The following is a 15,067-nucleotide window of genomic DNA, read 5'->3' on the forward strand; positions in this document are numbered from 1 at the left end:
GACCAGGCGACCGTCATCGTGAGGTTGGATACGCTCGCTCTCCGATGGAACTCGCCCGGCTGCACCAGACGCGCAGGCCGACGGCGGACCGGGTGCTCGCCGTGGTCACGGTGCTGCCCGCGGCCGCCGTGGCCGGCTGGCTGCTGGCTGGGCTGCCGCTGCTCCTGCTGGGCGTCTACCGGCCCCTTCCGGCGTTCCTGATCGGGCTGCCCGTCGTCGCGCTGCTGTGCTGGGCGGTGGCGCGCCACACGGGCACCGCGCAACGTGTCGGTCAAAGCGCCGCCCAGAGCGCTGCGCAAAGTGTCGGTCGAAGCACCGGCCAGGCCACCGCCTGGCAGGTCGCCGGGGTGATCGCCGTGGCGGCCGGGTCCGGCGTGTTCAACGCGGTCATGCACAGTGAGCAGCTCGCCGTCAGGCGCGACCCCGGCACCTACGCGCAGTACGCCATCTGGCTCGCCGAGCACGGTTCGCTGCCGATCCCGTCGGGTGCGGAGGCGTTCGGCGGGGCCGATCCCGGCCTGATCTTCCACAGCGTGGGGTTCTACGCGGTCGACGGGGCGGTCGTGCCGCAGTTCATGCCCGGCGCGCCGATGCTGTTCGCCGTCGGCGAGTGGCTCGGCGGGCTGCTCGTGACGCCCGCCGTGCTGGGCGCCTTGGCCGTGCTGGCGTTCGCCGGGCTGGTGGCCCGGCTGGCCGGGGGCGGCTGGGCGGCTCCGGCCGCGCTGGCGTTCGCGGTCTGCATGCCGGTCCTCTACACCTCGCGGACGACGTTCAGCGAGATCCCGTCGATGATCCTGCTGTTCGGCGGCCTGATCCTGATCCACGACGCCCTCCACCGAACCCCACCGGCCGGCGACTCCCGTGGCGGAGTCGTACCGGATGGCGGTGTGCGTGATGGGGGTGCTCGAGCGGCGGGGGGCGGGCTGGACGGCGGGTCCGTCCAGAGGGCGGGTCGCTGGGTGGCGTCGTGGACCGGGCGGCTGCAGATGGCGCTGGCCGGGCTGGTGTTCGGCCTGTGCGTGCTGGTCAGGGTGGACGGGCTGCGCGACGTCCTGCCCGCGCTGGCGTTCGCCGGCCTGCTGATCGCGCTCGCCAGACTGGCCAGAGCGGCACCAGGCCGGTGGGTGCCCTGGAGCGGCGGGCTGGGTGGGGCGTTGCTGGCCGGGCTCGTCGCCGGGGTGGGGGTCGGGTTGCTGGCCGCTCAGCTGCTGGCCCGGCCGTACCTGGACTATCTGTCCCGCTCGGTGGAGCCCCTGCTGCTGATCTGCGCCGCCGTGCTGCTGCTCACTCTCGCCGGTACGGTCACCGCGCCGTTGCTGGCCCGGGTCCGGCTGCCGCGCCGGTTGCCCGAGGCGGGCGCGGTCCTGGCGGTGCTGGTGATGGCCGGGCTGGCCGTACGGCCGTGGCTGCAGACCGTGCGCCGTGAGCCTGACAACGACGAGGACTGGCGCACCCACACCTTCATCGAGGAGATCCAGAAGGCCAACGGGCTGCCGATCGACGGCACGCGCCTCTACTTCGAGAACTCGCTGCACTGGGTGGCCTGGTACATCGGCGTCCCCGCGCTCGTGCTCGCCACCCTGGCGGCGGCCGTGCTGGTGCGCAGGCTGCTGAAGGGCGGCGCGCCCGAGTGGCTGCTGCCGCTGGCGGTCATCGGCTGGACGACGGTCACCACGTTGCTCCGGCCGGAGATCACCCCCGACCATCCGTGGGCCGCCCGCCGCCTGGTGCCGATCGTGATTCCGGGTCTGATCCTGCTGGCCGTCTGGGGGGCCGGGTGGCTACGCGAGCGGGGGCGCGGCAGGCGGTTCCAGCGCTGGATCGCCCCTGTGAGCGTGCTGCTCCTGCTGGCGCCGCCGATCGTGACCTCGATCGGCACCGCGTTCACCCCGGTCGAGCGGGGGGAGGAGGCGGCGGTGGCGGCATTGTGCGCGCGGATCCCGCCGGACGCCTCCGTGCTGATGGTGGAGCGGGTCACAGGGGACCGGTTCACCCAGGTGGTGCGCGGGAGGTGCGGCGTCCCGGTCGCGATGGTCGAGCGCGTCACCGGGGACACGGCTTCGAAACGAGACGTACGCCGTCTGATCGAGCGGGTGCGCGCGGTGGGCAGGACCCCTGTCGTGCTCGGCGCCGAGCGCGGCCAGGTCTCGCCGTACGGCACGGCGTCGCAGGTCATGGCCCTGGTGACGCGTCAGGACGAGCGCTCGCTGACCGAGCGGCCGAACGGCACCTGGTCGCTGCGGATCAACGTGTGGATGGCGGTGGCCTGACCCCACGGTGTCACCACCGCGACCCGATGTGCACCCAGGCCCTGTCCGGGCAGAGTACCCTCGACGCACGTGAGCACGCTTGAGACCCCCCAGAGTGGATCCACCGTGGAAGAGGCGCCCTACGTCACCATCGTCCTGCCGTGTTACAACGAGCAGGATCACGTCGTGGCCGAGGTAGAGCGCATCACCAAGGCCATGGACTCCAGCGGCTACACCTACGAGCTGGTCGCCGTGGACGACTGCTCCACCGACCAGACGCTGGCCAGGCTGCAGGAGGCCGCAGCCGACTATCCCCATCTGCGCATCCGCGCGTTCCACCGCAACGGCGGCTCCGGCACCGTGCGCAGGATCGGCACGCAGGAGGCCAAGGGCGAGATCGTCGTGTGGACCGACGCGGACATGACCTACCCCAACGAGCGCATCCCCGAGCTGGTGCAGATCCTGGAGAAGGATCAGACGGTCGACCAGGTGGTCGGCGCGCGCACCTCCGAGGAGGGCTCGCACAAGCTGCTGCGGGTGCCGGCCAAGTGGGTGATCCGCAAGGTGGCGGAGAAGCTCGCCGGGCAGAAGATCCCGGACCTCAACTCGGGGCTGCGGGCCTTCCGCAAGTCGGTGGCCAAGCCCTATCTGCGGCTGCTGCCGCCCGGGTTCTCCTGCGTCACGACGATCACGCTGTCGTTCCTGTCCAACCAGCATGACGTCTATTACCTGCCGATCGGTTACGCCAAGCGGGCGGGCAAGTCGAAGTTCAGCTTCGTGTCCGACGCCTACCGTTACATCCTGCAGGTGCTGCGGATGATCATGTACTTCAACCCGCTCAAGGTGCTCATGCCGCCGGCCCTCTGGCTGGTGACGATCGGGCTCGCCAAGGGCGTGTGGGACATGATCCAGCACCCCTTCTACTTCCCGGCCAACACCGTGATGATCTTCCTGTCGGGCATGCTCATCGGGTCGGTGGCGCTGCTGGCCGACCTGATCGTGCGGTCGCGGGGCGAGTAGCGTGCGGATCGCCGTCGTCGGCCCCACCTATCCGTACAAGGGGGGCGGGGCCCAGCACACCACCGAGCTGGCGCACCGGCTCGCGGCGCTCGGCCACGACGTGGTGATCGAGTCGTGGAAGGCGCAGTATCCGTCGTTCCTCTATCCGGGGCAGCAGACCATCGACGCCCCCGAGGGCACCCCCTACCCGAAGACCGAGCGCGTCCTCGACTGGCGCCGGCCCGACGGGTGGGTGGCCGCCGGCCGTCGGCTGCGCGCGGCCGACCTGGTGATCCTGGCCGTCCTCAGCCCCGTGCAGGTCCCCGCGTACCTGGGGATTCTGTACGGCATAGGCCGCAAGGCGAGGACCGTCGCCCTCTGCCACAACGTGCTGCCGCACGAGCGCAAGCCGTACGACAGGCCGTTGATGAAGGCGCTGCTCAAGCGCGTCGACGGGGTGCTGACCCACTCCGGTCAGCAGGCGGAGCTGGCCAGGGAGCTGACCGGCGGGCCGGTGAGCGTGGCGCCGCTGCCGCCGCACCTGCCCTCCACCCACGCGGGACGCTCCGACGAGGTGCACCACCGGCTGCTGTTCTTCGGCATCGTCCGGCCGTACAAGGGGCTTGACGTGCTGCTGCGGGCGCTGCCCGACGGCGTGGGCCTGACCGTGGCGGGGGAGTTCTGGGGCGGGCTGGACGCCACCAGGGAGCTGATCGGCGAGCTGGGGATCGGCGACCGGGTGGACCTGCGGCCCGGCTACGTGGCCGCCGACGACGTGCCCAAGCTGTTCGCCGAGGCGGACGCGCTCGTCCTGCCCTACCGCAACGCCACCGCCAGCCAGAACGTGTGGCTCGGCCACGAGCACGGCGTGCCGGTGATCGCCACCCGCGTCGGCGCGCTCGCCGACCATGTCAGGGACGGCGTCGACGGCCTGCTGGTGGAGCCGGACGACGTCGACGCGCTCAGGCGGACGATCGAGAGGTTCTACGCGTCCGGCGAGCCGGAGAGGTTGCGGTCGGGCGTCAAGGCGGTCGATCCCGCGCCCTTCTGGTCGGCGTACACGGCCACGCTCCTGGACGCCTGACGCCCCAGCAGCAACGCCAGTCCGGCCGCCGCCGCGTCGGCCAGCGTGAACGCCAGCCGCGACAGCACCGCCACCGCGAAGGCCGGACCGGTGGTGATGATCGGCGCCAGCACGAGCACCAGCGCGCCCTCCCGCACCCCCACCCCGGCGGGCACCACGAAGGTGAGCAGCCCGGTCGCCCAGGCGAACGCGTACGCGCCGGTCGCGATCACATACAGGTCCCACCGGCCCGCGAGCATGGTGGTGTGCAGGCCGTACACGAACCAGCCGAGCGCCGTCCACGCCACCGCGATCAGCACCGTGCGGCCCGGCAGCACACTGTCGAGCGTCGGCCTGCGCGCCAGCCGCAGCGCCAGGTTGAGACCCCAGGTGAGCACCTTGGGATGCAGGCAGACGGCGATCACCGGCACGAACAGCAGCAGATACCACGCCTGCCGCACGACCTCCTGCGTCGCCAGGGTCGTGGCGGCGAGCGCGATGCCGACCCCGAGGTTGATCACCAGCGCCAGTGAGATGCACGCGAACGTCCTGCGCGGCGGGCTGCCGTGGTCGCGGCCGAGGTCCATCATGGCGGCGTAGGCCCAGACGGCGCCCGGGATGTACTTGCCCAGCTGGCCCACGAACATGATCCGCCCAGCCACCCGTACCGGCAGCGGCGACCCCAGCCCCGCGAGGACCGCGCGCCAGGCCAGCAGCATGCAGAACTGGCCGAGCAGCACCGCGACGAACGCGCCGAGCACCGCCCACGGCGAGATCTGCGCCACCGCCGCCCGCGTGTCGTCCCAGTTGCGGGCCAGGGCGTAGCCCAGGAAACCGAGCGCGACCAGGGCGAGGACGACGCGCAGCAGGCGGCGGATCATCCGGCCAGGGTACGCGCGCCGCACCGGGCCGAGCCAGCTCTTCCCAGGTCGAACCGGCTTCGCCAGGCCGCCAGAGGTCCACATCCTGCTCCGGCGGGTCACCGTATCAACGCTGAGGGACGGCTGACGGCGGCGAGCGCGGGTACTGTTGGGCGGCGTGGGAAAGCAACGGGTCGCGCAGCTGGCCTACTCCGAGTTCCAGTCGGCGATGCTCGACGAGGCGAAGCGCCGGCGCAAGGCCGCGAAGATCATCGCGGTGCTGGAGCACTTCCAGGGGCCGCTCGGCGGGCTGACCGTGGGTGACGTGGGCTGCTCGGCCGGCTTCATCGCCGACGAGCTCGCCGCGGCCGGGGCGAAGCACACGCTCGGCATCGACATCGACGTGCCGGGGCTGCGCAAGGCGGCCGACCGGTTCGGCGAGCGGGTGGCGTTCGTCTGCGGCGACGGCACCGCGCTGCCGTTCCCGGACGGCTCGATCGACGTGCTGGTCTTCAACCACATCTACGAGCACGTGGTCGACCCCGACGCGGTGGTGGCCGAGATGCACCGGGTGCTCTCCGACGACGGCGCCCTCTACCTGGGCCTCGGCAACCGGCTCGGGGTCATGGAGCCGCACTACAAGCTGCCGTTCCTGTCCTATCTGCCGCCCGCGCTGGCCGACCGCTACGTGCGCGCCTCCGGCCGCGCCGACCACTACTACGAGCGCTTCCGCACCCGGCGCGGGCTGCGCAGGATGCTGCGGGACTTCCACGTGTGGGACTACACCTTCCCGGTGCTGGCGACGCCGACCCGCTTCGCCGGGTCCGAGCTGTTCCCCGGCGCGCTGGGGCGGGTGGCGCGGACGGTCCTGGCCCGCACGCCGCGCGCGGTGCTGCGGCTGCTCCTGCCGCTCGTGCCGACCTACCTGTGGGTGGCGACCAAGACGCCGCGCCGCCCGGCGGGCGCCGCCCTCCCGCAGCCTCCCGAACGGGTCCGCCCCCTGTGAGCGACTCCGGTACGGCAGGCCGTCCCGAAAGGACAGCGGACAACTCTCGTACGGCGGGCCGTCCCGAAAGGACAGCGGACCACTCCAGTACGGCGGGTCGCCCTGAGTCAGGTCACCCCGGGCCAGGTCACGATATATCGGTCAGTGACCTCGGGCCGGCGGCGTCCGGCGCCGACCCGCAGGCGGTCGCTGGGCCGGAGGCCGGGGCCGGTGGCCGTGGGGGGAGGGCCATGCGCAAGGGGGTGGTGGTGCGCAGGGCGGTGCGGGTCGGGTTCCTTCTTGTGGCGCTGGGGTTCGGCGCGTACGCCGTGGCCTCGCAGTGGGACGCGGTGGTCGCCGGGTTCGCCGCGCTGAGCTGGCCGATGCTCGCCGGGTCGCTGGTCGCCGTCGTGGCGGCGCTGCTCGGGGCCATGCTCACCTGGCGCACCCTGCTGGCCGACCTGGGCTCGCCGCTGCCGTTGCGGCCCGCGGCGAAGGTGTTCTTCGTGGGCCAGCTCGGCAAGTACATCCCCGGCGCCGTGTGGCCGATGCTCGCCCAGATGGAGATGGGGCGCGACCTCGGGGTGCCACGGCCGCGCAGCGCGGCGGCGTTCTTCCTGATGATGCCGATCCAGCTCGCCAGCGGCCTGCTGGTCGCGCTCGGGGCGCTGGGCTGGGACCGGTTCGGCTGGTTGCTGCTCTTCGTCCCGGTGCTCCTGGTGCTGCTGGAGCCCAGGGTGATCAACGGCCTGATCGGCTTCGGGCTGCGCAAGCTCAAGCGCGAGCCGCTGGAGCGGCCGCTCACCCGGCGCGGGATGCTGACCGCGCTCGGCTGGGCGCTGCTCGGCTGGGGCTGTTACGGCGTCCACCTGTTCTTCGTCGCCCCCGAGGCGGGGCTGGTGTTCGCCATGGGGGCGTTCGCGCTGTCGTGGTGTCTGGGCATCATGACGTTCGTCGTGCCGGCCGGAGCAGGGGTGCGGGAGGTCGCCATGGTGGCCGTCCTCGCGCCCGTCATGGACGCTGGTCAGGCCATCGCCGTGGCCCTTTGTTCCAGAATTGTCATCATTCTTGGCGATTTGCTCTGTGCTGGATTGGCGGGAATCTCGGCACGTCGCGACTCAGTGTGATTTGGCACACGATTTAGGGGAGGCTGGTCATAAGCTGGAAATAGAGGGGGGACACCAGATCCCACGTTGATCTTGAGGGGAGAAGATCACCGTAATGCCTCGAGTGCTCGTCGATGCGGCCGCGGTTCCCGCGGACCGCGGTGCCTTGATCAGGTATGTGGACGGTTTGGTGAGGGCGCTCGACCGGGCGGGCGCCGATCTCGCGGTGGTCTGCCAGCGGGCGGACGCCGAGCGATACACCGCGATCGCGCCGTCGGCCCGGGTGATTCCCGGGCCCGTCTCGCTGACCAACCGGGCGGCCAGGCTCGCCTGGGAGCAGACCGGCCTGCCGCTGCTCGCCCGCCGGGTCGGCGCCGACGTGATCCATGCCCCCTACTACTCCATCCCGCTCCGCTCGGGCGTGCGGACGGTCGTGACGGTGCACGACGTCACCTGGTTCACCGAGCCCGAGCAGCACAGCCCCTCCAGGGCCTCGTTCTTCCGCTCGGCCACCCGCACCGCCGTACGGCACGCCAACCGGGTGATCGTGCCCTCCAAGGCCACCAGGGACGAGCTGGTGCGGGTGCTCGCCGCCGACCCCACCCGCATCGACGTCGCCTACCACGGCGTCGACCAGGAGCAGTTCCACGCCCCGAGCGAGGCCGAGATCCAGCGGGCGGTCAGCAGGTGCGGCCTGCACGGCCAGCCGTACGTCGCCTTCCTGGGCGCGCTTGACCCGCGCAAGAACGTTCCAAACCTGATCCGCGGCTTCGCCGCCGCCGTCAAAGGGCTGGCCGACCCGCCCGCGCTGGTGCTCGGCGGCGGCGTGCACGAGGACGACGTGGACGCCGCCTGCCGCGAGGTCGAGGCCACCGTCAAGGTCGTGCGCCCTGGTTACCTGCACGCGCCCGACCTGCCCGGCTTCCTCGGCGGGGCGCTCGTGGTCGCCTTCCCGTCCAGGGGCGAGGGGTTCGGCCTGCCCGTGCTGGAGGCGATGGCCTGCGGCGCGCCCGTGCTGACCACCCACCGCACGTCGCTGCCAGAGGTGGGCGGGGACGCGGTCGCCTACAGTGAACCGGACGCCGACAGCATCGCCACCGCGCTGGCCCAGCTTCTGGCTTCACCGGACAGGAGACGGCAATTGCGGGAGGCAGGGCTGGCGAGAGCACGCGAATTCACCTGGGAAGCTTCGGCCGAAGCGCACCTCAGTTCTTATCAACGCGCGATCGAATAGTTCGCTACCCTCCCAAAGTTATGGAGAGCTCTTTGCCAGACCTAGAGGCGATCCTCCTGGTCGGGGGGCAGGGCACGCGCCTGCGTCCACTGACGCTGGGCACGCCGAAGCCGCTGCTGCCGACCGCCGGAGTGCCCTTCCTGGCCCACCAACTGGCACGGGCCCATTCGTTCGGCGTACGCCGGATCGTCTTCGCCACCTCGTACAAGGCGTCGATGTTCGAGCCGGAGTTCGGTGACGGGTCCGCGTTCGGGCTCTCGATCGAGTACATGACCGAGGAGACGCCGCTGGGCACCGGCGGTGCCATCCGCAACGCGGCGCAGGCGCTGTCCGCCGGGCCCGGTGACCCGGTCCTGGTGCTCAACGGCGACATCCTGTCCGGTCACGACATCGGCGAGCAGGTGCGCGGGCACCTCGATCGTGACGCCGCTGTAACGCTCCATCTGACGGAGGTGGAGGATCCGACCCGGTTCGGCTGCGTCCCCACGGACGACGACGGCCGGGTGACGGCGTTCCTGGAGAAGACCCCCAATCCGGTCACCAATCGGATCAACGCCGGCTGTTACGTGTTCACCCGGTCGGTCATCGACCAGATCCCGCGTGACGAGGTCGTGTCGGTGGAGCGGGAGACCTTCCCCGGACTCATCGAGTCGGGCCGGCTCGTGCTCGGCTACGCCGACCGGACCTACTGGCTCGACGTCGGCACGCCCGCCGCGTTCGTCCAGGGCTCGCGCGACCTGGTGCTCGGCCGGCTGGCCTCACCCGCCCTGCCGGGGCCCACGGGCGAATACCTCGCCCTGCCCGGCTCGGTCGTCTCGCCGGAGGCCAAGGTCCAGGGCGGCACGGCCGTGGGCGCCCGGACCATCGTCGAGGCGGGCGCCATCGTCATCGGCTCGGTGCTGAGCGACGACTGCGTGGTCGAGTCCGGCGCGCGGGTGACCGATTCGGTGCTGGGCCGGGGGGCGCGGGTCTGCGCGGGCACGGTGGTGCGCGACGCGGTCATCGGCGACGGCGCGGTCGTCGGGCCGGGCAACGAGCTGCAGGCCGGCGTGCGCATCTGGCCGGGCGTGGAGCTGCCCGAGCGCGCGGTCCGCTACTCGAGCGACGTCTGACCGGCAGCGACCACGCCGGCGCGCGGCGTGCGGTCGGTAGCGGGCACACTGGACGGATGATGGAGCGCGTCTGGGTGCCCGAGGGGCCGCTTGACGTGGGGATGGCGATGGCTCCCCACAAGCGCGGCTCCGGCGACCCGGCCTGGCGCCAGACGCTCGACGGGGCCGTCTGGCGCACCACGCGCACCCCGGACGGCCCCGCCACGCTCAAGGTGACGCTCGTCCACCGGGAGGTGCACGGGCGCGCCTGGGGGCCGGGGGCCGCGTGGATGCTGGACCGGCTGCCCGCGCTGCTCGGCGCCGACGACGACGTCTCCGGCTTCAGGGTGCGGCACGCGGTGCTGGACGACGTGGCCAGGAAGCATCCGGGGCTGCGCATCGGCAGGACGGCCCGGGTCATGGAGGCGCTGGTGCCGGCCGTACTGGAGCAGAAGGTCGTCGGGCGTGAGGCGTGGCGGGCGTGGCGGTGGCTGCTGCGGAAGTACGGCGAGCCGGCGCCGGGGCCCGCGCCCGAGGGGATGTGGGTCGTGCCCGAGCCGTCCGTGTGGCGGGAGATCCCGAGCTGGCACTGGCATCAGGCCGGGGCCGAGGCGGTGCGCGCCAGGACCATCGCCACCGCCGCCTGGCACGCCGCCAAGCTGGAGGCCGCCGCCACCAGCGAGGAGCTCGACCGGCTGCTGCGCGCCCTGCCGGGGGTCGGCGTGTGGACGTCCGCCGAGGTGCGGCAGCGCGCCTTCGGGGATCCGGACGCGGTCAGCGTCGGCGACTTTCACCTGGCCAAGATGGTCGGCTACGCGCTGACGGGGGAGAAGACGGACGATCCCGGCATGATGCGGCTGCTGGAGCCGTACCGGGGACACCGGCATCGGGCCACCCTCCTCATCATGCTGACGGGTCTGCGCCCGCCCGCGCGCGGGCCCAGGATGGCCGCGCGCGACTACCGTTCCTTCTGACCACGGCCCCTGAGTGCGCACCACGAACTCAGCTGCCCGTAGTGTGCCGGTATGAGTCTCGTCAGTGATTCCGCGTTCCGTCGCGCACTCGCTCGTGCCCGTGATGGCAAGACCCTGGACGTCGCCGAGGCCACCGTGCTGCTGCACGCGCGCGGCGAGCACCTCGACACGCTGCTGGACCACGCCTCCCGGGTACGGGACGCCGGGCTGAAGGCCGTCGGCCGCGAGGGGATCATCACCTACAGCAGGAAGGTGTTCATCCCGCTGACCCGGCTGTGCCGGGACCGCTGCGGCTACTGCACGTTCGCCACCGCTCCGCACAAGCTCGACGCGCCCTTCCTCAGCCCGGACGAGGTGCTGGAGATCGCCAGGCAGGGCGCCGCCATGGGCTGCAAGGAAGCGCTGTTCACCCTGGGGGACCGGCCCGAGGACCGGTGGCACCAGGCGCGCGAGTGGCTGGACGCGCACGGCTACGACGACACGCTCTCCTACGTGCGGGCGATGGCCATCGCGGTGCTGGAGGAGACCGGGCTGCTGCCGCACCTCAACCCCGGCGTGCTCAGCTGGCGCGACCTGCAGCGGCTCAAGCCCGTGGCGCCGTCGATGGGCATGATGCTGGAGACCACCTCGCGGCGGCTGTTCGAGGAGAAGGGGCAGCCGCACCACGGCTCGCCCGACAAGGACCCGGCGGTACGGCTGCGCGTGCTGGAGGACGCCGGGCGGACCAACGTGCCGTTCACCACCGGGATCCTGATCGGCATCGGGGAGACCGTGGAAGACCGGGCCGAGTCCATCTTCGCCATCCGGCGGGTGGCTCGCGAGTACGGCGCGATCCAGGAGGTCATCGTCCAGAACTTCCGCGCCAAGCCGGACACCGCGATGCGCGGGCTGCCCGACGCGGACCTGAAGGAGCTGGCCGCCACCATCGCCGTGACCCGGCTGGTGCTGGGGCCGCGGGCGCGCGTGCAGGCGCCGCCCAACCTGGTGGACGCCGAGTACGAGCTGATGATCCGGGCCGGGATCGACGACTGGGGCGGGGTGTCGCCGTTGACGCCCGACCATGTGAACCCGGAGCGGCCGTGGCCGCAGATCGACGAGCTGGCCGCGCGTACCGCCGAGCACGGATTCCGGCTGCGGGAGCGGTTGACCATCTACCCCGAGTACGTGCGGGCGGGGGAGCCTTGGCTGGATCCCCGGCTGTTCGGGCACGTGGCGGCGCTGGCCGACCCGGAGACGGGGCTGGCCCGGGAGGGGGTGCTGCCTGCGGGGCTGCCCTGGCAGGAGCCTGACGGTGGGTTCGCGGCCTCCGGGAGGGTGGATCTGCATGTGGAGGTGGACACCTCCGGGCGGACGCATGATCGGCGGGATGACTTCGACCACGTCTATGGGGACTGGGACGCGCTGCGGGAGCGGCTGGATCCCGCCGTACGCGTTGCGCCGGACTCCGCCGACGAGGTGCTCGCCGCACCGGCGCGGGGAGAGACGGACGGGGCGGCCGACGGTGGTTCCGCGGTGCCGGGTGGCTCACCGGCGGGCGGTGGGGTGTCCGCTGAGGTGCGGGAGGCGTTGCGGCGGGCTGAGAGTGACCCTGCGGGGCTCAGCGACGCCGAGGCGGTCGCGTTGCTGTCCGCCGACGGGGAGGCGCTGGAGGAGCTCACCGGGATCGCCGACGAGCTGCGGCGGCAGGCCGTCGGGGACGAGGTCACCTACGTCGTCAACAGGAACATCAACTTCACCAACGTTTGCTACACCGGCTGCCGGTTCTGCGCCTTCGCCCAGCGCAGGACGGACGCCGACGCGTACACCCTGAGCCTGGACCAGGTGGCCGCCCGGGCCGAGGAGGCGTGGCGGGCGGGCGCGACCGAGGTGTGCATGCAGGGCGGCATCCACCCCGACCTGCCCGGGACGGCCTACTTCGACATCGCCAGGGCGGTCAAGGCCAGGACGCCGGGCATGCACGTGCACGCCTTCTCGCCGATGGAGGTCATCAACGGCGCCAGCCGCACCAACCTGTCGATCGAGGACTGGCTGCACGCCGCCAAGGAGGCCGGGGTGGACTCGCTGCCGGGCACGGCGGCCGAGATCCTGGACGACGAGGTGCGCTGGGTGCTGACCAAGGGCAAGCTGCCCGCCCAGGAGTGGGTGGACGTGATCACCACCGCGCACCGGGTGGGCCTGCCGACCACCTCCACGATGATGTACGGGCACGTCGACACCCACCTGCACTGGGTCAGGCACATCAAGCTGATCAGGCGGCTGCAGGAGGAGACGGGCGGGTTCTCCGAGTTCGTGCTGCTGCCGTTCGTGCACACGAGCGCGCCCATCTATCTGGCGGGGATCGCCAGGCCGGGCCCCACCGCCAGGGAGAACCGGGCGGTGCACGCGCTGGCCAGGATCCTGCTGCACGGCGCGATCTCCAACATCCAGTGCTCCTGGGTCAAGCTCCGCGACGACCTGTGTCACCACGTGCTCAAGGGCGGCGTGAACGATCTCGGTGGCACGCTCATGGAGGAGACGATCAGCCGGATGGCCGGGTCGGAGAACGGGTCGTACAAGACGATCAGCGAGCTGCGCGAGATGGTCGAGCTCACCGGCAGGCCGGTGCGGCAGCGCACCACCGAGTACGGCCGGCCGAGCGACGAGCGGCTGGCCGCGTCGGCGGCGAGCGACGGCGTGTGCCAGAGCGTGCGGCGAGTGCTGCCGATGGCCTAGCGTGCTGGGAGAATCGTCACTCCCCATCGAGAGAGGTTCACCGTGCGGTTTGGCCAGCACCGCGCCGCGTTATCTCCCGAGCAGAAAAGGAAGAGAGCGCTCCGCAACGGAGTGCTCTCGGTTCTCACGGCCGTCACCCTGGTCGCGGGCATGCTGGTGGTGGTGTTCGGCGGCGCGCGGGCCCTGTGCTCGACACGAGAGCCTGTTCTGGTCGATGTGGCGGCCGCCCTGGACGTGGCTCCGGCCGTGATGCGGGCGGCCGGGCGGTTCAACGAGACGAAGACCACCGCGGGCGGGCGATGCGTGCTCGTCCAGGTGACCGAGCGGCCTCCCGCCACCGTGCTGCGCACGCTGATCGGGGAGCGGGCGGGCGTGCTGAGCGAGCGGCCGGACGGCTGGATCGCCGACTCGTCGGCCTGGATCCGCCTGGCGCGGGAGCAGGGCGCGAGCGCGCTGCGGGCGGGTGAGACGGTGATGGCGACCTCGCCGCTGGTGTTCGCGACCCGCTCGTCGCTCGCCGAGAAGTTCTCCATCGGCAACACGGAGATGAACTGGCGGATGGTCTTCCCGCCCACGGTGCGCGGGCGGGTGACGCCCACCGAGGACGAGCCCGACGTGGTCCGGGTGCCGGATCCGTCGCTGGCCGGGGCCGGGATCGCCACCGTCGCGGCGGCCCGGGACGTGGTCGGCACCGGGCCGGAGGCGGACAAGGCGCTGACCGCGTTCGTCCGGTGGGCGCAGGCGGGCTCGGCGCCCGACTACCGCAGCATGCTGGCGGCGGTGGACGACCGCACGTTCTGGCAGCGCCCGGTCGTCATCGTGCCGGAGCAGTCGGTGTGGGAGCACAACCTGAACCTGTCCGCGGACCCGGTCGTCGCCCTGCACCCGCGCGAGGGCACGATCACCCTCGACTACCCGTACGCGGTGACCGCCACCGATCCCATGGTGGCCGAGGGGTCCGCGGCCTTCGCCGAGTGGCTGCGCGGGCCCGAGGCGCAGCGGCTGGTCCGGGAGGCGGGGTTCCGGTCGGGCGACGGGAGGGAGGCCCCGATCTCGCCGGCGCCGCGGATCCCGGTCACGAACCCGAAGATCCGGTCCTCGGTGACGGACGAGGACATCGACGAGGCGTTGCGCGCCTGGAGCAGGCTCGCGCCGCCGACCAACATCCTCGTGCTGACCGACACCTCGAAGCACATGGCCGAGCCGCTCAACGGCGGCACCCGGGTCGGGGTGGCGCTGGCCGCCGCGCGGCTCGGGCTGCAGCTCTTCCCCGACTCCACGCACATGGGGTTCTGGGAGTTCGCCCACCGGCTCGGCGGCGTCAAGGGGTACGAGCAGCGGGTGGGACTCGGCCCGATCAACCGCCCGGAAACGGGCGAACTGGTCAGGCGTGGCCGGCTGAACGAGCTCACCACCACGATCACCGCCCATCCCGGCCGGGACAGCTCGCTCTACGACGCGATCCTGAGCGGCTTCCGCGAGGTCGGCGGCAAATACCGGGAGGAGATGAACAACACGCTCCTGGTGATCACGGCGGGCAGGGACGACGGCCACGGGCTCAAGCTGGCGGAGCTGACCGAGCGGCTGCGTACCGAGTGGAAGCCGGACAAGCCCATCCAGATCATCGTCATCGCCTTCGGCAAGGGCGTCGACCGCGACGGCCTGGCGGGCATCACGGCCGCCACGAACGGCTCCCTGCACGTGGCCCAGGAGCCGGGCGAGATCATCGACGTGTTCCTGGAGGCGCTGGCCCGCCGCCTGTGCCACCCGACGTGCGGGTGAGGGGGCGCCGAC

At 72.0% G+C, this 15,067-nt stretch carries 11 protein-coding genes; 10 read left to right on the forward strand and 1 reads right to left on the reverse strand.

Annotated features, from left to right (window positions below; all coding sequences use genetic code 11):
- Positions 1 to 44 precede the first annotated feature (44 nt).
- From ACTMTF_RS19500 to ACTMTF_RS19510, 3 genes are all read left to right on the forward strand, one after another.
- Positions 45 to 2,270, forward strand: a complete 2,226-nt coding sequence (locus ACTMTF_RS19500; protein WP_441111954.1) for a hypothetical protein — start codon at positions 45 to 47, stop codon at positions 2,268 to 2,270.
- Between the two features lie 69 nt (positions 2,271 to 2,339).
- Complete coding sequence (locus ACTMTF_RS19505) at positions 2,340 to 3,269, forward strand: glycosyltransferase family 2 protein (protein ID WP_441111955.1); 930 nt, start codon at positions 2,340 to 2,342, stop codon at positions 3,267 to 3,269.
- Position 3,270: 1 nt separating this feature from the next.
- Positions 3,271 to 4,332 carry a glycosyltransferase family 4 protein gene (locus ACTMTF_RS19510; RefSeq protein ID WP_441111956.1) on the forward strand — a complete coding sequence of 354 codons (1,062 nt, stop codon included), beginning with the start codon at positions 3,271 to 3,273 and terminating at the stop codon, positions 4,330 to 4,332.
- Here ACTMTF_RS19510 and ACTMTF_RS19515 read toward each other — a convergent pair.
- A complete protein-coding gene (locus ACTMTF_RS19515) occupies positions 4,233 to 5,192 on the reverse strand; it encodes a lysylphosphatidylglycerol synthase domain-containing protein (protein ID WP_441111957.1) in 960 nt (319 codons plus the stop codon). The genes ACTMTF_RS19510 and ACTMTF_RS19515 overlap by 100 nt on opposite strands.
- A gap of 157 nt (positions 5,193 to 5,349) precedes the next feature.
- Between ACTMTF_RS19515 and ACTMTF_RS19520 the strand changes: the two genes are divergently transcribed.
- From ACTMTF_RS19520 to ACTMTF_RS19550, 7 genes are all read left to right on the forward strand, one after another.
- On the forward strand, positions 5,350 to 6,177 hold the full coding sequence (locus ACTMTF_RS19520) for a methyltransferase domain-containing protein (RefSeq protein WP_441111958.1): 828 nt from the start codon (positions 5,350 to 5,352) through the stop codon (positions 6,175 to 6,177).
- 230 nt (positions 6,178 to 6,407) lie between these two features.
- Complete coding sequence (locus ACTMTF_RS19525; protein ID WP_441111959.1) at positions 6,408 to 7,283, forward strand: lysylphosphatidylglycerol synthase domain-containing protein; 876 nt, start codon at positions 6,408 to 6,410, stop codon at positions 7,281 to 7,283.
- A 157-nt stretch (positions 7,284 to 7,440) separates the two neighbouring features.
- On the forward strand, positions 7,441 to 8,496 hold the full coding sequence (locus ACTMTF_RS19530) for a glycosyltransferase family 4 protein (RefSeq protein ID WP_441111960.1): 1,056 nt from the start codon (positions 7,441 to 7,443) through the stop codon (positions 8,494 to 8,496).
- Between the two features lie 32 nt (positions 8,497 to 8,528).
- Complete coding sequence (locus tag ACTMTF_RS19535; protein WP_441111961.1) at positions 8,529 to 9,608, forward strand: sugar phosphate nucleotidyltransferase; 1,080 nt, start codon at positions 8,529 to 8,531, stop codon at positions 9,606 to 9,608.
- 56 nt (positions 9,609 to 9,664) lie between these two features.
- A complete protein-coding gene (locus tag ACTMTF_RS19540) occupies positions 9,665 to 10,561 on the forward strand; it encodes a DNA-3-methyladenine glycosylase family protein (RefSeq protein WP_441111962.1) in 897 nt (298 codons plus the stop codon).
- A gap of 51 nt (positions 10,562 to 10,612) precedes the next feature.
- The gene (locus ACTMTF_RS19545) at positions 10,613 to 13,273 is read left to right on the forward strand and encodes a bifunctional FO biosynthesis protein CofGH (RefSeq protein ID WP_441111963.1); all 2,661 of its coding nucleotides are present in this window, start codon (positions 10,613 to 10,615) and stop codon (positions 13,271 to 13,273) included.
- A 111-nt stretch (positions 13,274 to 13,384) separates the two neighbouring features.
- Positions 13,385 to 15,055, forward strand: a complete 1,671-nt coding sequence (locus tag ACTMTF_RS19550) for a substrate-binding and VWA domain-containing protein (RefSeq protein ID WP_441111964.1) — start codon at positions 13,385 to 13,387, stop codon at positions 15,053 to 15,055.
- The last annotated feature ends 12 nt before the right edge of the window (positions 15,056 to 15,067 follow it).

This window comes from Nonomuraea sp. ZG12, from assembly GCF_052068115.1.
Taxonomy (GTDB): domain Bacteria; phylum Actinomycetota; class Actinomycetes; order Streptosporangiales; family Streptosporangiaceae; genus Nonomuraea.